At 70.7% G+C, this 17,995-nt stretch carries 14 protein-coding genes; 6 read left to right on the top strand and 8 right to left on the bottom strand.

Translation table 11 applies throughout. The features are described from left to right. The first annotated feature begins 4 nt into the window (after positions 1-4). Positions 5-1,279, top strand: coding sequence for an activator-dependent family glycosyltransferase (locus AB0J86_RS03400; RefSeq protein WP_363851823.1), 1,275 nt, complete (start codon positions 5-7; stop codon positions 1,277-1,279). A 157-nt stretch (positions 1,280-1,436) separates the two neighbouring features. On the opposite strand, the gene rdmE is transcribed toward AB0J86_RS03400, so the two are convergent. Genes rdmE through AB0J86_RS03385 form a run of 3 tightly spaced genes read right to left on the bottom strand, consistent with a single transcriptional unit; the run spans position 1,437 to position 4,639 of the window. Further along, positions 1,437-3,038, bottom strand: coding sequence for an aklavinone 12-hydroxylase RdmE (gene rdmE, locus AB0J86_RS03395; protein ID WP_363851820.1), 1,602 nt, complete (start codon positions 3,036-3,038; stop codon positions 1,437-1,439). Further along, positions 3,035-3,790 (bottom strand): class I SAM-dependent methyltransferase, encoded by a 756-nt coding sequence (locus AB0J86_RS03390; protein WP_363851817.1) that lies wholly within the window; start codon positions 3,788-3,790, stop codon positions 3,035-3,037. The genes rdmE and AB0J86_RS03390 overlap by 4 nt, the downstream gene beginning before the upstream one ends. Positions 3,791-3,802: 12 nt before the next feature. Next, a complete protein-coding gene (locus tag AB0J86_RS03385; protein ID WP_363851814.1) occupies positions 3,803-4,639 on the bottom strand; it encodes an NAD(P)H-binding protein in 837 nt (278 codons plus the stop codon). Positions 4,640-4,916: 277 nt separating this feature from the next. Here AB0J86_RS03385 and AB0J86_RS03380 point away from each other — a divergent pair, with 277 nt between their 5' ends. The 4 genes from AB0J86_RS03380 (at position 4,917) to AB0J86_RS03365 (ending at position 10,398) form a co-directional block, all read left to right on the top strand. Continuing rightward, positions 4,917-5,327, top strand: coding sequence for a VOC family protein (locus AB0J86_RS03380; protein WP_363851811.1), 411 nt, complete (start codon positions 4,917-4,919; stop codon positions 5,325-5,327). Positions 5,328-5,699: 372 nt separating this feature from the next. Next, positions 5,700-7,961, top strand: a complete 2,262-nt coding sequence (locus AB0J86_RS03375; RefSeq protein WP_363851809.1) for an excinuclease ABC subunit UvrA — start codon at positions 5,700-5,702, stop codon at positions 7,959-7,961. Between the two features lie 263 nt (positions 7,962-8,224). Then, the gene (locus AB0J86_RS03370) at positions 8,225-8,887 is read left to right on the top strand and encodes an NADPH-dependent FMN reductase (RefSeq protein ID WP_363851807.1); all 663 of its coding nucleotides are present in this window, start codon (positions 8,225-8,227) and stop codon (positions 8,885-8,887) included. Between the two features lie 215 nt (positions 8,888-9,102). Further along, the gene (locus tag AB0J86_RS03365) at positions 9,103-10,398 is read left to right on the top strand and encodes an activator-dependent family glycosyltransferase (RefSeq protein WP_363851804.1); all 1,296 of its coding nucleotides are present in this window, start codon (positions 9,103-9,105) and stop codon (positions 10,396-10,398) included. A gap of 123 nt (positions 10,399-10,521) precedes the next feature. Here the strand turns inward: AB0J86_RS03365 and AB0J86_RS03360 are convergent, their stop codons facing one another. From AB0J86_RS03360 to AB0J86_RS03340, 5 genes are all read right to left on the bottom strand, one after another. Further along, a complete protein-coding gene (locus tag AB0J86_RS03360; RefSeq protein WP_363851802.1) occupies positions 10,522-11,841 on the bottom strand; it encodes an activator-dependent family glycosyltransferase in 1,320 nt (439 codons plus the stop codon). A 167-nt stretch (positions 11,842-12,008) separates the two neighbouring features. Beyond that, the gene (locus tag AB0J86_RS03355; RefSeq protein ID WP_363851799.1) at positions 12,009-12,848 is read right to left on the bottom strand and encodes an AfsR/SARP family transcriptional regulator; all 840 of its coding nucleotides are present in this window, start codon (positions 12,846-12,848) and stop codon (positions 12,009-12,011) included. Between the two features lie 246 nt (positions 12,849-13,094). Further along, a complete protein-coding gene (locus tag AB0J86_RS03350; protein WP_363851796.1) occupies positions 13,095-14,360 on the bottom strand; it encodes a nucleotide disphospho-sugar-binding domain-containing protein in 1,266 nt (421 codons plus the stop codon). A 75-nt stretch (positions 14,361-14,435) separates the two neighbouring features. Then, a complete protein-coding gene (rfbH, locus tag AB0J86_RS03345) occupies positions 14,436-15,740 on the bottom strand; it encodes a lipopolysaccharide biosynthesis protein RfbH (protein WP_363851793.1) in 1,305 nt (434 codons plus the stop codon). 25 nt (positions 15,741-15,765) lie between these two features. Next, positions 15,766-17,013, bottom strand: coding sequence for an acyl-CoA dehydrogenase family protein (locus AB0J86_RS03340; RefSeq protein ID WP_363851790.1), 1,248 nt, complete (start codon positions 17,011-17,013; stop codon positions 15,766-15,768). Positions 17,014-17,190: 177 nt separating this feature from the next. Here AB0J86_RS03340 and AB0J86_RS03335 point away from each other — a divergent pair, with 177 nt between their 5' ends. After that, positions 17,191-17,982, top strand: coding sequence for a cyclase family protein (locus AB0J86_RS03335; RefSeq protein WP_363851787.1), 792 nt, complete (start codon positions 17,191-17,193; stop codon positions 17,980-17,982). The last annotated feature ends 13 nt before the right edge of the window (positions 17,983-17,995 follow it).

The raw sequence follows: 17,995 nt of genomic DNA, 5'->3' as shown, positions 1-17,995 counted from the left end.
GGCCGTGCGGATCCTGATGACCTCGTTCGCGATGGACGCCCACTTCAACGGCTCCGTACCGTTGGCGTGGGCGCTGCGTACCGCCGGGCACGAGGTGCGGGTGGCCAGCCAACCGGCGCTGACCGAGAGCATCACCCGGGCGGGACTCACCGCGGTGCCGGTCGGCACCGACCACGACCTCGACCACGTGGTACGCCAGGCCGGCCCGGCCATGTACGCCCAGCATGCCGACCCGGACTTCCTGGAGCACCGGCCGCACCTGCTCGACCTGCGGTTCCTGCGCTCGTCGAACACGCTGCTGACCGCCACCTTCTACGCCCAGCTCAACAACGACACGATGGTCGACGAACTGGTGGACTTCGCCCGGTACTGGCGGCCGGACCTGGTCATCTGGGAACCGTTCACGTTCGCCGGCGCCATCGCCGCCCGGGCCAGCGGCGCCGCCCACGCCCGGCTGCTCTCGTTCCCGGACACGTTCCTCGGCGTACGGCAGGTGTTCCGCAAGCGGTTGGCCCAGGCGCCGGCGGAGCAGTACGAGGACACCCTGGAGGAGTGGCTCACCTGGACCCTGGACCGGTTCGACCTCAAGTTCGACGAGGAGATCGTCACCGGCCAGTGGACCGTCGACCAGATGCCGGCCAGCGTCGCCCTGCCGCTGGGGCAACCGACCATCGCCATGCGGTACGTGCCGTACAACGGGCCGGGCGCCGCCGTCGTGCCCGACTGGCTCCGCGCCGAGCCGACCCGACCACGGGTGTGCCTGACTCTGGGGGAGACCGTACGCAAGACGGAGTTCCCGAACGCGGTGGCGATCGACGAGGTGTTCGCCGCGGTCGGTGACCTCGACGTCGAACTGGTGGCGATGCTCAGCGCGGCCGAGCGGGCGCAGGCCGGTCACGTACCGGAGAACATCCGGATCGTGGACCACGTGACGCTGCACGCGCTGCTGCCGACCTGCTCGGCGATCGTCAACCACGGCGGCGCCGGCACCTGGGCCACCGCCGCCGTCTACGGCGTGCCGCAGGTGGCCCTGGGCTGGATGTGGGACGCGATCTACCGCGCCCGGCGGCTGGAGGCGCTCGGCGCCGGGGTGCACATACCCTCCTTCCAGCTGACCGCCGCCGGCCTGCGGGAGAAGCTGGTCACCGTGCTGGAGGACCCGTCGTACCGGGCCGGCGCGCAGCGGCTACGCCAGGAGATGCTGGCCAGCCCGAGCCCGAACGACGTGGTGCCGGTACTGGAGCGACTGGCCGCGGGCCACCGCACGCCCCCGCGTTGATCGACCGGTACGCCGGAGCCGGACCGGCCGGGGCGGGACGACCGCCCCGGCCGGTCCGGCTCCGGGCCGCGCGCCGCGCGGGACGGCTGAGCCGCGGTCGCGGCCGGCCCGCCATCCGCGTGCCGCCGCCGGCCGGCGGCGGCACGCGGGGCCACGGTCAGCGCGACAACACCCGCCCGAGCACGTCCCGCAGCACCCGGCCGGCCCGACCCGCGCCGGCGGCGTCCGTGCGCCAGGCCACCACGCCGTCCGGTCGGACCAGGCTGGCGCCGGCGGCTCCGAGGCCGTAGAGCTCGGGGAGCGTGCCGGCCGGGTCGAGCAGTTCGTCGCCCAGCCGGTACGCGACCAGCCGGACCCCCAGTTCGTCGGCCGCCCGCCGGGCCGCGTCGCACCACTCGGCGCCCTCGGCACCGGCCAGCAGGACCCACCCCGCACCGAAGAGATGGACTGTGGAGATCCGCTCCCCGTCGCGGGTCAGCCACTGGTGCGGGGCGCGGAAGCCCGGCCGCCCGCTGGGGTGCAGCGGGTCCTCGACCAGCGCGGGATCGTCGTCGAGCACGACCGCGCCCGAGCGGCAGCGGTAGCCGAGAATCGTCTCGCCGTAGCCGACGCCGGGCGGCACCTGGTCGAGCAGGTGCGGCGCCATCCTGGCCGCGTAGACGTGCAGGGCCTCGCCGACCACGAGCTCGGCGGCGAACTTGCGCTCCGGCTCGTAGCTGTCGAGCAGCCCGACACCCGCCTCGCCCCCGATCACGGCCGCGAGCTTCCAGGCGAGGTCGAAGCCGTCGCCGATCGCGGCGTTGCCGCCGAGCCCGCCGGTCGGCGGGGTGACCTTGGCGGCGTCGCCGACCAGGAAGACGCGGCCGTCCCGCCACCGGTGGGCGATGTGCGCGGCCATCTCCCACTCCTGGATGTCGAGCAGTTCGGGCTCCAGGTCGGGCTGGTTCACCGCGAGCCGGATCAGTTCGACATAGCGCCGCGGGGTGAAGTCCTCGGCCCGATCGCCGCGCTCCGGCGAGTACTCGACGAAGAAGGTGTGCCGGTTCGGCCGGTCGGTCGGACCGAAGTTGCCGGTGAAGTGCGGATTCCGCAGGTAGTACCAGCCGGTCGAGCCCGGCGGCAGGACCGAGGTGAGATCCGCCTCGAAGATGACCCCGACGAACCGGGCCAGCGTGCCGTGCCCGTACCGCTCGATGCCCAGCCGCTGCCGTACGCCGCTGTGCGGACCGTCCGCCGCGACCAGGTACGTCGCCCGGACCGTACGCTCCGCGGCGGTCTCGCGGTCGCGCAGGCGTACCGTCACGCCGCCGTCGTCCTGGGCGAAGTCGACAAGCTCGGTGCCGTACCGCACCTGGGCGCCGTGCTTGCTGGCGTTGGCCAGCAGGATCGGCTCCATCCGGTCCTGCGCGACCAGCGCCCAGGGCATCGGGGTGGCCGCGGCGGTGGCGCCCACCAGTTCGTCGAGGCTCTCCGCGAAGGTGTGCAGCACCTTGCCGCCGATGCTCTCGGCCACGCGGATGGTGAAGTCACCCTGCTGCCCGCGGATGTCGCTGGTGTGCCGCACCTCGTCGGCGATGCCACCGATCCGCAGCAGCTCCATCGTCCGCGGGTTCTGCCCGGCCGCCTTCGGATGCAGGGAGGTACCGGGATGCCGTTCCACCAGGAGGACCCGTACGTCCTGCTGCGCCAGGAACATCGTGGTCGTCAGGCCGCCGAGTCCGGCCCCCACCACGACGACGTCCACATCGCTGTCCGTCACGTGTCCTCCCTCGTCACAGCGCCGGCCGCCGGGTCGGCTCCGGTCAGTACCCCCAGGAACAGGCCGCGGCCCGACTGGACCCCTTCGACGTACGAGACCGCGAGGCCCGCCCGGGTGAACGCGGCCTCGTACTCCTTGCGGGTGAACAGGGTGATGAGGTGGTCCTCCATGAAGTGCCGGGCACCGGCCGCGGCCTCGGCCACCACGTAGTGCACGTGCATCCGCGAGGCGTTCCCCTCCAGCGCCGAGTGGGAGACCCGGGCGATGGTGCGCCCGGCGACGGTGACCACGTCGCCCGAGACGTAGCCGGGGCGGAAGGTCTCCAGGAACCACCACGGGTCGATGGCGACCACCCCGCCGGGGTTGAGGTGCCGGGCGAAGCGGAGCAGCGCGGCGTCGAGCTCCTCGGTGGTGGTGAGGTAGCCGATCGAGCCGGTGAGGCAGGTGATGGCGTCGAAGCGCGTACCGAGGTCGAGGTCGCGCATGTCCCCGGCGCGGATCCGTACGCCCGGCAGCCGCCGTCGGGCCGTCTCGATCATCGGCTCCGAGAGCTCCAGCCCCTCCACCCGGTCGAAGATTTCGGCGAAGGCGCTCAGGTGGGCGCCGGTGCCGCAGGCGACGTCGAGCAGGCTGGCGGCCCCGGGCAGGTGCGACCGGACGCGGCCGGCGATCTCCTCCGCCTCGGTTCGGTAGTCCTTCCCGCGGGCGGCGTAGATCTGGTCGAATATCTCCGCGAGTTCGCTCCCGTACATCTCGCCGGGCGCCTAGCGGAAGTCGGACCTGTGGTCGGCGGCCCACTGCGCGAAGCTCCGCGCGGGGCGCCCGGTGACTTCCTCGACCGTCGGCAGCACGACGTCGGGGGTGTGTACCGCGACGGCGAAGTAGCCGAGGATCATTTCGGCGTCTCCCGCCGGGATGAACTGCGTCAGCTCCGCGAGCTTCTGCTCGTGGGTCAGCTCCTCGAAGCGGATCTCGCGGCCGATCGCCTCGCCCAGGATGCGTACCTGCTCGATCTGGGTGAGCGACTCGGGGCCGGTCAGCCGGTACGCGGCTCCGTCGTGCCCGTCCTCGAGCAGCGCGGTCGTCGCCACGGCGGCGATGTCGGCCTCGTGCACGAGCGCCTGCGCGGCGAGGGGGTACGCGGCCCGTACGACGTTCTCGGTGCGGATGGAGTGCGCCCAGAACAGGGCGTTCCCGGCGAACGCGAACGGCCGCAGGAAGGTCCATTCCACATCGGCCTCCGCCACCGCGCGTTCGACCGCCCCGTGGTCCTCGACGCTTTCCCTGTTGGTCTCCAGCCGGGTGTTCATCGAGTCGGAAGAGAGCACGACGATGCGGCGTACCCCGGCCTTCCTGGCCATGGCGACGACGTCGTGCGCCGTCCGGGGTACGGGAAACAGGTAGAGGCGGTCCACGCCCTCGAACGCGGCGGCCAGCGTCTCGGGGCGCTCCAGGTCGCCCTGGAACACCGGTACGCCGGCGGGCAGCCCGGCCGTCTCCGGGCTGCGCGACAGCGCCCGTACCTCTTCCCCCGCGGCCACCAGCTGCCCGACCACCTGACGGCCCACACTTCCGGTCGCTCCGGTCACCAGTATCGTCACCCGACGCTCCTCGCTTGTTGATCTTCAACGTGCGACGGACCGCGCCATCCGAGCCGGCCCTGGCTTCCGATGCTCGGGAGCGCTGCTCGAGAAGCCGTGGAGCTTCGCTGGACCGCCGCCGCCGGCGGGACCGGGTCGCCGTGCCCACCACGGGCTCCCGCGGCGACACTGGGCGAAGCGGCGTCCGCGCGGGAAAATTGTGGTTTCAGCCGCGCGGGCCCACCGGATCTGCGACAGTGTCCGCTGACCCGCCAGGAGGGTCGGACGGGAGGACGATATGGTGCAGATGTCCCGCCAGCGGTCGGTGACCCCCTACGTCATGGTGCACAGCGCGACGGCGTTCATGGATTTCACCCGGCGTACCTTCGACGCGGAGATCCGTAACGTCAACCACGTCTCGGAGGACTCGGAACTCGTCCTGCACGCCGAGGCGTGGATCGGGGACAGCCCGGTCTTTTTCGGCGACTCCTCGGCCCAGGGTGAGCAGTGCCAACCGCCGTACCGGCCGGGGCAGGATCCCGCCACGATCCAGATGTGGGTCAACGTCCCCGACGCCGGTGAGACGTTCGCCCGCGCGGTGGCGGCCGGCGCGACCCCGGTGATGGAGGTCGAAGAGCAGGAGGACGGCCGGTTGGGTGGGGTGATCGACCCCTTCGGAACGCTCTGGTGGTTCAGCACCGCCAACTGAGCGGACGCGGCCGGGCCTCCCGGGCCTCCCGGGCCTCCCGGGTCGGCGGGCGGCGGCACGCCGACCGCCGGCGGCCGGCGGACAATTCCGCGCGGACGATTTGTCCTTGAGCGAAATTCGAGTGGTACGCGCGCCGGCCGCGGTGCGGAGCGGGATCGGGCAAGCGCGGTGCGGTACGGTGGACGGGCATGCCGTACGGCCGGCAGGGGGTGCCGTATGCCCTGAACCACGAATGACCGGTGTCACCGGTATTGGATCATTCAACTGTCGACGCGGCCGTTCGCGCGGCCGGATCGGCGTCGGTGCGCATTCACTCGTCACGGTGTCCGTCGGCCCGTGCCACGGATGGTGGGATCGCGAAGAGGAGAAGCTTTGCAGGACAACGCAATTGTCGTCAGCGGTGCCCGGGAGAACAACCTCAAGGACATATCGGTAGCCATTCCGAAGCGGAAGATCACTGTCTTCACCGGCGTCTCCGGATCGGGAAAGTCGTCACTGGTCTTCGACACCGTCGCGGCCGAGGCGCAGCGGCAGCTCAACGAAACGTTCAGCGCCTTCGTGCGTACCGTCCTGCCCAGCTACGGTCAGCCCGAGGTCGACAGCATCGAGAACCTCTCCGCGGCGATCATCGTCGACCAGCGGCGACTCGGTGGGAACTCCCGCTCCACCGTGGGCACCAGCACGGACATCGCCCCGTTGCTGCGGCTGTTCTTCTCGCGGGCCGGCAAGCCGGAGGTGCGCTACTCCGGCACGTTCTCCTTCAACGATCCGCAGGGCATGTGCCCGGAGTGCCAGGGTATCGGCAAGATGACCGCAATCGACCTGGACCGTTTCCTCGACCGGTCGAAGTCCCTCAACGAGGGCGCCATGCTGCACCCCGAGTTCGCGGTCGGGTCGTGGTACTGGAAGCAGTACACGGGATCGGGGCTGTTCGACAACGACAAAAGGCTGTGCGACTACACCGAGGACGAGTGGCGTACCCTGCTGCACGGCGAAAGCCAGATCGCGGTGCAGTGGCAGGGAAACAGCATCAACGCGAAGTACGAGGGGCTGGTCGACAAGTTCACCCGCCTCTACGTAAAGAAGGACGCCAGTACGATGGCGGACCGCAACCGGGAGATCTTCGAGCGGTTCATCACCACGGCTACCTGCGGGCTGTGCAAGGGCGCCCGGCTCAACCAGACCGCGCTCGCCTGCGAGATCGAGGGCTACAACATCGCACAGCTCTCCGCGCTGGAGGCCAGCGAACTGCTGGACGTGCTGGAGGGCTTCGACCAGCCGGGCGCGGCACCGATCCTGGCGAGTCTGCGGGACCGGGTACGGAACCTGGTCACCATCGGGCTGGGCTACCTCAGCCTGGACCGGGAGACCAACTCGCTCTCGGGCGGCGAGTCGCAGCGGGTCAAGATGGTCCGGCATCTGAGCAGCAGCCTCACCGAGATGCTCTACATCTTCGACGAGCCGAGCGTGGGACTGCACGCCCGCGACGTGCACCGCCTCAACGAACTGCTGGTCAAGCTGCGCGACAAGGGCAACACCGTGCTGGTGGTGGAGCACGACCGCGACGTCATCAACATCGCCGACCACGTGGTGGACATCGGACCGCGCGCCGGCGTACGCGGCGGCGAGGTGGTCTACCAGGGACCGGTGTCGGAGCTGTCCGGGGCGGACACGCTGACCGGCCGGTTCATGGCCAGGCGGGTGCCGCTCAAGGAGGCGTACCGGACGCCCACCGGGAAACTGACCGTCTCGAACGCGTCGCTGCACAACCTGAAGAACATCTCGGTCGACATCCCCACCGGCGTCCTCACCGTGGTGACCGGGGTGGCCGGCGCGGGCAAGAGCAGCCTGATCAACGGGGCCTTCGTGGCCCAGCACCCGAACGCGATCGTCATCGACCAGTCGGCCGTCGGTACGTCCCGGCGGTCCAACCCCGCCACGTACACCGGGATGATGGACCCGATCCGCAAGCTCTTCGCGCGGGCCAACAACGTCAGCCCGTCCCTGTTCAGCTTCAACTCCGAGGGCGCCTGCCCCCAGTGCCAGGGGCTCGGCGTCATCTACACCGACCTCGCGTTCATGGACGAGCTAAAGACCGTCTGCGAGCTGTGCGGCGGCCGGCGGTTCAAGGACGAGGTGCTCGGCCACACGTTACGCGGGCGTTCCATCAGCGATGTGCTGGAGATGACCGTCGCCGACGCCGTGGAGTTCTTCGCCGAGAAGAAGTTGCGGGAGATCCTGCGCGCCACCCACGACGTGGGCCTGGAGTACCTCCGGCTCGGCCAGCCGCTGAGCACGCTCTCCGGCGGCGAGTGCCAGCGCATCAAGCTCGCCACGGAGCTGCACAAGGGCGGCACGGTGTACGTGATGGACGAGCCGACCACCGGCCTGCACATGTCCGACATCGACCATCTGCTCCGGATCTTCGAGCGCCTGGTCGACCGAGGCAACTCGGTGATCGTGATCGAGCACAACCTCGACGTCGTCAAGAACGCCGACTGGGTCATCGATCTGGGGCCCGAGGGCGGGCACCACGGCGGTCGGCTCATGTTCCAGGGCACGCCCGCGCAGCTGCTCACCGCAGCGGATTCGTACACCGGCGAGTACCTACGTCGCGACCTTCAACCGGCCTGACCGCCCACCGCTCGGTCCGGCTGACGGACCGAGCGGTGGGCGCGGTGTCGACGGTCGCTCGTGCGCGTCGAGCGGCCGTCGAACCGTCGCCGACCGCCGCCTGCGACGCTCGCGGCTAACGCCTGTCCCGGGGGGTACGGCCTTCCGGCACACGCGCCAGCCGGCGCCGGACCGGCGCGTCCGCCACGGGACCTCGTCGCCTTGGGCTCCCGCTCGGGCGCGCGAGCACCGGACGCCGGCGTGAGCGAAAGGGGTTGCCTGCGATGCTCGACGGCATCGGTACGGACGGGCCGCGGGCAGGGCACGTCGTCCTGCTCTCGGGCTCGTTGAGCCCCACCTCCCGGACCGACCGCATCGCGGCCTGGTGCGCGCGCCGCTGTGCGGCCGGCGGCGCCGTGGCGACGTGGTTCCCGGGGGCGGAGCTGAACTTCGCCTGCTACCGGCCGGCCGCGGTACGCCCCGCGCCGGTCCGTCGTTTCCTCGACGCGCTGGCCGCGGCCGACGGCGTGGTGCTGCTCTCCCCGGCGTACCACGGCACGCTCTCCGGGCTGCTGAAGAACGCCCTGGACTACGTGAACGATCTCGCCGAGGCCGACCAGCCCTTCCTGGACGGCCGGCCGATCGGCTGCGTCGCCATCGCGGACGGCGAACAGGGCGCGCACTCCACCCTCGCCACGCTGCGGACCGTCGCGCACGCGCTGCGCGGCTGGCCGACCCCGTACGGTGCCGCGCTCTCCGGCGAGCGTGCCGCTCTCGACGACGCCGGCGCGCCGCGGCTCGGGCGTACGGCCGCCGAACTGGAGCTGATGCTCGGCCAGGTCCTGACCGGGACGTCGCGGCGGCCGAGGGCGCCGAGGGAGTCCAGGTTGCGACTGGCGGCGGGGCCCACGGGCGTGCCGACCTCCGGCGCGGAGCGGCGACGCTAGGGCGCGTGCCGGGGGCGCTCCCTGCCACGCCGCCCCGGGGCGGCGGCCGGCCCTGTTCTCGCTCCGGTACGGCCGAGCTCCTCGACACAGCCCCTAGCCGCATTCGACCTCGGCCCGAGGCGCCGCGGAGATGCTGGCGTTGGCCACCGGACCGCCCGTGGTCGCGGATGCGTCGACCGCCGCCGCCGTGCTACTCGTCTGGATGGGGATTGGTGATGCGGGTCCTGTTCACGACCTTTGCCTCGAAGTCACACATGTACACCCAGGTGCCGCTGGCGTGGGCGCTGCAGACCGCCGGACACGAGGTGTGCATCGCCAGCCAGCCCGATCTGGCGGACGCGATCCGGGGCGCCGGACTCACGGCGGTGCCGGTCGGTGAGCCGCTCAACCTGGACGAGCAGATCCAGGAGGTCAACGACAACCTGGAGGGGGAGGAGGACCCCGCCGAGGCCCAGGCGGCGGCCGGCCTCGACATGACGGAGACCCGGCCGGAGAAGTTGACCTGGGACTACGTGCTGAGCGTCTTCACGAACATGACGGCGCTGGTCTTCCAGAACGAGTGTCCCGAACCCATGATGGACGACCTGGTGTCGTTCGCCCGCTCCTGGGGTCCCGACCTCGTCGTCTGGGACACCATGACGTTCGCCGGCCCCGTGGCCGCCAAGGCGTCCGGCGCCGCGCACGCGCGGCTGCTCTTCGGGCTGGATCTCGTCGGACGGATGCGGGCGAGCTTCCTGGACCTGCTGTCCCAGCGGCCCGAGCCGCTGCGCGACGACCCGCTACGGGAGTGGCTGACCTGGACGCTGGCCCGCTACGGCTGCGAGTTCGGCGAGGACGCCGTCGTCGGCCAGTTCACCATCGACCAGGTCCCCTCCTCGATGCGCTTCCCACTGGACCTGCACTACGTGCCCTTCCGCTACGTGCCCTACAACGGCCCGTCGACGTACCCCGACTGGCTGCAGGAGCCGCCGAAGCGCAGGCGGGTGTGTGTCACCCTCGGCATGTCCAAGCGCGGGCACGGCGGCGAGCGGACCTCCCTCGTCGACCTGCTGGAGTCCGTGGCCGACCTCGACGTGGAAATCGTGGCGACGCTGGACCCGAAGCAGCTCGATGGGATCAGCGTGCCGGAGAACGTGCGGGTGGTGGAGTTCGTCCCGCTGCACGCGCTCCTGCCGACCTGCTCGGCGATCGTCCACCACGGCGGCTCCGGCACGTTCCAGAACGCCCTCGCGTACGGCGTACCCCAGATCATCGTGCCCGACCTGGTCTGGGACACGATCCACAAGGCGTTCGCGCTGGAGGCGGCGGGCATCGGCACGTACGTCCGGGACCGGCGCCGCCTCGGCGCCGGCGAGCTGCGCGGCCGGCTCAAGCAGATCCTCGACGACCCGTCCTTCGCGGCGAACGCGACCCGGGTGCGCCGCGAGATTGTCGGCACCCCGAGCCTCAACGAGATCGTGCCCGTACTGGAGCGGCTGGCCGCCGAGCACCGTGCGGGTCCCCGAGGGTGACGGTGCCGCTACCGCGGCCCGGTCGCCGAACACCGGAGCCCTGCCGACCCCCCACGAAGGGGTGGGCAGGGCTCCGTCGGGTTCCGGGGGCGAGCGCGGCGGCGGGCTGCCCCGCCGCCGCCGTCACCGCGCCGACCGGTGTTCGGCGGTGAGCCGCTCCAGTACGGGGACGATCTGGTTCGGTGCCGGCGTACCGAGGATCTCCCGCCGGAGTTGCCGCGCCCGCTGCCGGAACGACGGCTCGTCGAGGAGCCGGAGCAGCTTGCCCCGCAGTTCCTCGACGGTGAGCCGTTCCGGGTGGCGCACGTAGAGCGCCGCGCCGTAGTCCGCGAGCCGTTCCGCCTTGTCGAGCGAGTCCCAGATCTTGGCGGGCACGATCAGTTGCGGGACGCCGTGCACCAACGCGGTACCGCAGGTGCCGGAGCCGCCGTGACTGATCATGGCGGAGCAGGTGGGCAGCAGCGCGTTCAAGGGCACGAAGTCGACCGCCCGCACGTTCTCCGGCACGCTGACCCCATCGAGCTGCTTCGGGTCGAGCGTCGCCACCACCTCGACGTCGAGGTCGGCCACGGCCTCCAGCAGGTCGGTGACCGAGACCTCGTCGCCGCCCTGCACCTCCCGGTGCGAGAGGCCGAGGCTGATGCAGACGCGCCTGCGCTTCGGCGGCTCCCGCAGCCAGTCGGGGTACGTCGACGGGCCGTTGTAGGGCACGTAGCGGAAGGGCACGTAGTGCAGGTCCAGCGGGAAGCGCATCCACGCCGGGGTCGGGTCGATGGTGAACTGGCCGACGACGGCGTCCTCGCCGAACTCGCAGCCGTAGCGGGCCAGCGTCCAGGTCAGCCACTCCCGTAGCGGGTCGTCGCGCAGCGGCTCGGGCCGCTGGGACAGCAGGTCCAGGAAGCTCGCCCGCATCCGCGCGATGTGGTCGAGCCCGAAGAGCAGCCGCGCGTGCGCGGCGCCGGACGCCTTGGCGGCCACCGGGCCGGCGAAGGTCATGGTGTCCCAGACGACGAGGTCGGGGCCCCAGGAGCGGGCGAACGACACCAGGTCGTCGGTCATCGACTCGGCGCACTGGTTCTGGAAGACGACCGAGGTCATGGCCGTGAACGTGCCGAGCAGGTAGTCCCAGGTCAACTTCTCCGGCCGGGTCTCGGTGATGTCCAGGTCCGGCTCGTCGCCCTGCTGCCCGTCGCCCTGCTGCCCGTCGGGCTCGGCCGGCGCCTCGTCGCCGTGCAGGTTGTCCTCGACCTGCTTCATCTGTGCGTCCAGGTTGAGCGGCTCGCCGACCGGTACCGCGGTGAGGCCGGTACGTCTGATCGATTCGACGAGGTCCGGGTGGCTGGCGACGCAGACCTCGTGCCCGGCGGTCTGTAATGCCCACGCCAGCGGTACCTGCGTGAACATGTGGACCTTCGCGGCGAACGTCGTGAAGAGTACGCGCATCACTCATCCCATCTGGCGAGTAGGTGCGGCGGAGCGTCTCCGCCGTGATCGCCCGGTGCCTCGTGGTCGCCCGGGCCCGGTGCGGTCGGCATGGCCTGTCACATCCGCCCGGTCGGCTGGGCGGTACGGGCCGACCGGTACGGGCCCGGCGATCGGGTCACCGTGCGTCAGGCGCTGCGGCTCCAGGCCGCCCGGCGGACGATCTCCCCGGTCGGCCGGTTCATCCGGATGTGCGCGTCGAACTCGACGTCGGCGTTGAGGATCGACTGGTGCAGAAGCTGCACCTTGGGCTCGGGCTCCAGCCCGAGTTCCGACACCAGATTGCTGCGGAGCCGATGAAAGGTTTCAAGAGCCTGCGCTCGTCGACCACTCAGATGCAGCGCGCGCATGTACTGTGCGTGCAGCCCCTCGTGCAGCGGGTTCTCGACGGTGAGCGCGGCCAATTCGGTCAGTACTTCGCGGTGCATTCCGAGTCGCAGTTCCGCGTCGACCAGGTACTCCAGGACGACGAGGCGGGATTCCTCCAGTTGCCGGCGCTTCGATTCCAGGACCGAACCCACCGCGACGTCCACCAGCGCGGGTCCGCGCCACAGCCGTAGTGCCTCGTTCAGTTGGCGTACGCCGGTCCGGTCGTCCTCACGGGAAAGCGCCTCCCGGCCTGCGGAGACCAGGCTGTGGTACCGGTGCAGATCGACCGTGAACTGATCCACCTGAAAACTGTACCCGCCCGGATGCGTGACAATTATCGTACGCGATATCTCGTCGGTGGAGAGGCCGGTCGAGGCGGCGAAGAGCTTCCGCAGATTCAGGATGTAGGTCTGGAGAGTGGTGCGTCCACTCACCGGAGGATTGTCGTCCCAGAGCTCTCGCACCAACGAGCCGACGGGAACGACCTGGCCGGCGTGTACCAGCAGGACTGCGAGGACGTTCCGCAGTTTTGGTGCGCTCGGAGTGCTGTCGGAATTCCTGACGGATACGAACAGTGGGCCGAGAACGCCGATTTCCATTCATTCCCCCGTTCGGTGGGCGCTTTGGCGACGGATTTCTTGAGATGTGAGACAGCTGTGCGCGGAGCAGCGAACCTCGCATTCGTCACGACTTCCCCCGGTCGCTCAAGAATGAGCAGAAGCATCCAGGCCGATCCTACAAGTCGATCTTTATTATGTAAACCCCTCGATGTGCGGCGCCGGCGAATCGGGTCGAGTTTTCGGGATTGTTTCGGGAAGCACGTGGGGACCTCAACCGTTTACAAGTCAACCAAAGCCGCCATTACCCACGGTGATGCGCGCGGGGTCGCAACCGTTTGCGGTAAGTTTCTCCAGGGTGGAAATAAGATCGACAGGGGTCGGCCTAATCAGCATTTCCTCGCGCAGTGCGGCGGCCCGCATCCGGTAGGAACCCGTCCTGATCAGGTCGGCGACGGCCGTTGTGATCGCATCCCGGTCGGCCAGGTGGCCGGGCAGGTGCCGGCCGGCGCCGACGGCGGCGATCCGGTCGCCGACCGCGGCCTGCTCGCCGGCGAACGTCACCGCCAGTTGCGGCACGCCGGACCAGAGCGACGTCATGGTGCTTCCGGCGCCGCCGTGGTGGATCACCGCGGCGCACGTCGGCGCCACCAGGCGCAGCGGCAGCCGGGGCATGACCCGCACGGGACCGGCCACCTCGCCGAGCGCCGCCGCGTCCTGCACCGTGGCCGCCACCACGACCTCGACGTCGAGGTCGAGCAGGGCCCGGACCAGCCGGGGCAGCACGTACGAGTTCGGCCCGGACATCGTCGACAGCGCCGTCGACCAGGTCACGCAGACGCGGGGCCGGTCCGGCGGCTCCGCCAGCCACGGCGGCGCGGGCGCGGACCCGTTGTACGGTACGTAGCGCACCGGCAGCCGGACCGCCGAGGTCGGCGGCGCGGCGGAGACCGGACAGGGGTCCACCACGTGCTCGACGAGCGCCACCGGGTCCGGGTGCAACCCGTACCGGGGGAACGAGCCGCTGAAGTCCTCGGGGACGACGGCGGCCTCCGGTGCCTCCCGGGTACCGGTCAGCCCCCAGAGGCAGAGCGCCGAGGGCAGCCGGTTGACCCGGGCCGCCAGCAGCCCCTCCAGGCTCACCGGGTCGTGCAGCACCAGGTCCGGCCGCCACCAGCGGACGAACTCGACCGCCGCGTCGAAGCTCCGGCCGGCGCGGGCGGCCAGCTCCGGCTCGACCCGGCGGCGGTAGTCCGTCAGGTCGAAATCGCCCAGTCGGTGCAGCTGCACCCCGGTCACCGGGTGCAACGGCAACCACGGGTACGGCCAGGTACCGTCGACCGCGCTGCGGTAGTACTGCAGGCGGTTGCCCAGCACCACGCTCATGCCGTCGAGCAGCGGTACCGGCACGAGCCCCGTGGCGCCCACGGAATCGACCTGGGAAGGCGCGCAGAGTACCTGCACCTCGTGGCCGAGGGCCTGTAGCGCCCAGCCGTACGGCACCATCGCCGAGTAGTGCGTCGGCCACGAGGACACGGTGAACAAGACCCGCATCGGACTCCTCCGTCCTCCTGATGTGCGCGGTCACAAGAGAACGCCGGCCGGCTCGCGCCGGCCGGCGGAACTGGTTCAGCACCTGGCCGTCATGAACTCGCGGATCGAGCGCGCGACGTAGTCGACCATCTCTGTGGTCAGCCCCGGGTAGACGCCGAGCCAGAAGGTCCGTTCGGTGACGATGTCGCTGTTGGTCAACGGGCCGGCGATCCGGTGGGGACGGTCGAGGTAGCCCGGGTGCCGCGTGATGTTGCCGGCGAAGAGCAGCCGGGTGCCGATCCCGCGGCCTTCGAGGTACCGCAGCAGCTCGTACCGCTCGACGCGGGCCTGCGGTAGCAGCGTCAGCGCGAAGCCGAACCAGCTCGGGTCGCTCTCCGGAGTGGCCGAGGGGAGCAGCAGGCCGGGCACGTCCGCCAGGCCGGCGCGCAGGTGTTGCCAGTTGCGGCGCCGCGCGGCACCGAACTCCGGCAGTCGACCCAACTGGCTCAGGCCCAGCGCGGCCTGGATGTCGGTGCTCTTGAGGTTGTATCCGACGTGGGAGAACGTGTATTTGTGGTCGAACCGGGCGGGCAGCTCGCCGAGCCGGTACGAGAACCGCTTCTGGCAGGTGTCGCTCTCGCCCGGCTCGCACCAGCAGTCCCGCCCCCAGTCCCGCATCGACTCGACGATGCGGGCGAGGGCCAGGTTGTTGGTGAGCACACAGCCGCCCTCGCCGGTGGTGATGTGGTGCGCCGGATAGAAGCTCACCGTGGTCAGGTCGCCGAAGGTGCCGGTGAGTCGGCCGCGGTAGGTGGAGCCGACGGCGTCGCAGTTGTCCTCGATCAGGAAGAGCTCCCGCTCCTCCGCGAGCCGGGCGATCTCCTCGACCTCGTACGGGTTCCCGAGCGCATGAGCGATCATGATGGCCCGCGTCCGCGGCCCGACCGCCGCGGCGACCCGCTCGGCCGTGGTGTTGTACGTGCCCAGCTCCACGTCGACGAAGACCGGGATCATGCCGTTCTGCAGGATCGGGTTGATCGTGGTGGGGAACCCCGCGGCCACCGTGATCACCTCGTCGCCGGGTCGTAGTCGGCGGTCCTCCAGCTGCGGCGAGGTGAGGGCGGACAGCGCGAGGAGGTTCGCCGAGGATCCCGAGTTGGTCAGGTGGGCCTTGCGCAGGCCCAGCGCGCGGGCGAACTCACGCTCGAAACGACGGGAGGTGACCCCGGCGGCGATCCGCAGTTCGAGGGCCGCCTCCACGATCGCGACTCGGTCCTCCTCGGTGAGTACGGCCCCGGAGGGCCAGACCGGGGTGACCCCCGGCACGAACTTCGCACCGTTCTCCTTCTCCCGGTGGTACTTGGCGACCGCCTCGAGAATGAGTGCTTTGGTTTCCTCCACGGACGTCCCTTCGCTAGGGGCGGGGTCATCTGTCGTCTTCGCGCCGGCCGTCGCGGCCGGTCGCGAGCGCCTGCGAGCTGAGGTAGTCGACCGCGTCCGCGTAGGTGTAGGGGTGCATGAAGGCGCCGGCCCGGGCGTCCCGGAAGCGGCGCGCCAGCGGATGCGTCGCGGTGTAGGAGGCGCCGCCGACGATGGTGAGGCAGTCGCCCACGATCTGCGGCGTGAGCCGGTTGACGACGAGCTTCGCGCACTGGAAGGGGGTCATCATCCGCCGACCCCGTTCGGCCGGGTCGCCGCCGTCGGCGTACGCCAGGCGGTCCGCCTCGGCGATCGCGGCGGCGGCCGCGGCCCGTACCGAGAAGAGCTGGGCGTCGATCTCCGCGATCAGGGTCCGGACGGCGCCCGGCGGCGGCGTGCGGCGGCGACCGAGCAGTTCGAGGGTGATGTCGCGGGCGGCCCCGGCCACCCCGACGTAGATCCCGAGCATGGTGATCGAGCTGACGGTCTGCCCGGCGAGGGCGGCGTCGTCCTGCTGGCCGACCGGTCCCCGGAAGAAGATGTCCGCCTCCGGTACCCGGCAGCCGTCGAGGACGACGTCGACGCTGCCCGAGGCGCGCATGCCGAGGCCGTCCCAGTTGTCGAGCACGGTCAGGCCCGGCGTCTGGCGGGCGACCATGGCGGCGGCCTGGCGTGCCGGCCGCCCGTCCGTCTCGGCGCGGGCGGAGATGACGAAGTGGGTAGCGACCGGGGCGAGGCTGGCGAGCATCTTCTGCCCGGTCAGCAGCCATTCGCCGGCCGCCGCGGGGGTCAGCCGGGTGATGGTCCGGCCGGGCTGGGCGTCCTTGACGGTGGTGCAGACGACCGCCTCGCCGGAGCCCATGAGACGGAGCAGCCGGCCGGCCAGCGAGCGCGCGGCCGGGCTGCCGTGCTGCCACTCGTATCCGAGCGTCAGGCCCCGGCTGAGCTGCATGTGCAGGGCGAGCGCGGTGGAGGCGTCCGCCTCGGCGACCGTCTTGAGGGCGAGGGCGACGTCGTGCAGCGACCGTACGCCGAGGCCGCCGAACTCCGTCGGCGCGGTGGCGCCGAGTACGCCGTCCTTGCGGAGCGCCTCGAACACCTCGGCGGGGAAGGAACCGGCCTGGTCGTGCTCTCCCGCAACGTTCCGGATCGCCGGGAGGTGCGGAGCCAGCAGGGTGAGCAGGGCGGCGCCCGGGGAGGTCAGCGGTTGACGGAGCGAACCGGTTTCGGCGGACAAATTCGGTCGTACTGCCATTTGTTTCCCCGCTTCGAATGCGCTCTCGGATACATCGACCGCCAACTATCATCATTTGCGATCTTCAAGACGCGCTCGAAGTCCGGTCTGGCGCGCTCGTTCAGCAATGCTCCATCGCGTCTCAAGTCGGCTCGTCCAATATGGAGGAACTGCCGATCTGTCGGAATGGGGTGAGCTGTGCGGATCATCGACCTTTCGTCACCCGTGGACGCGTCGTTCTTCGAGCCGGATCCGGTCGTACACGAGATCCTGACGCCCGCGCAGGGCGCGGTGCACATGAGCGAGGAGATGCGGGAGCACTTCGGGCTCGACTTCAGCCCGGACGAGCTGCCGGACGCGGAGTTCCTGTCGCTCGACCGGATCACGCTGACCAGTCACACCGGTACGCACGTCGACGCCCCGTCGCACTACGGCACTCGGGCCTCGTACCGCGAGGGCGGACCCCGGCACATCGACGAGCTGCCGCTGGACTGGTTCTACGCCCCGGGCGTCGTGCTCGACCTGAGCGGTCGCGAGCCGGGGACGGTCGGGTCCGACGAGCTCAAGCGGGAGTTCGCCAGGATCGAACACACCCCGGAACCCGGCGAGATCGTGCTGCTGCACACGGGCGCGTCCGGGTGGGTCGGCACGCGGCGGTACTTCACCGACTTCGTGGGCCTCGACGGCGGCGCCGTGCACCTGCTGCTCGACCTCGGGGTGCGGGTGATCGGTACCGACGCGTTCAGCCTCGACGCGCCGTTCACCAACATCATCCAGCGGTACCGGGAGAGCGGCGACCGGTCGGTGCTCTGGCCGGCGCACTTCGCCGGGCGCGACCGCGAGTACTGCCAGATCGAACGGTTGGCGAACCTCGATGCCCTTCCCGCGCCGTACGGGTTCCACGTGGCGTGCTTCCCCGTGCGGATCACCGGCGCCGGCGCCGGCTGGACCCGGGCGGTCGCGTTCGTCGACGACTCAAGACCTTCCTGATCCCCGAGCGGAG

The sequence above is a fragment of the Micromonospora sp. NPDC049559 genome, assembly GCF_040676675.1.
GTDB lineage: Bacteria > Actinomycetota > Actinomycetes > Mycobacteriales > Micromonosporaceae > JBFAPK01.
The sequence above is the reverse complement of the archived record's forward strand: the minus strand, read 5'-3'. Positions and strand labels throughout refer to the sequence as shown.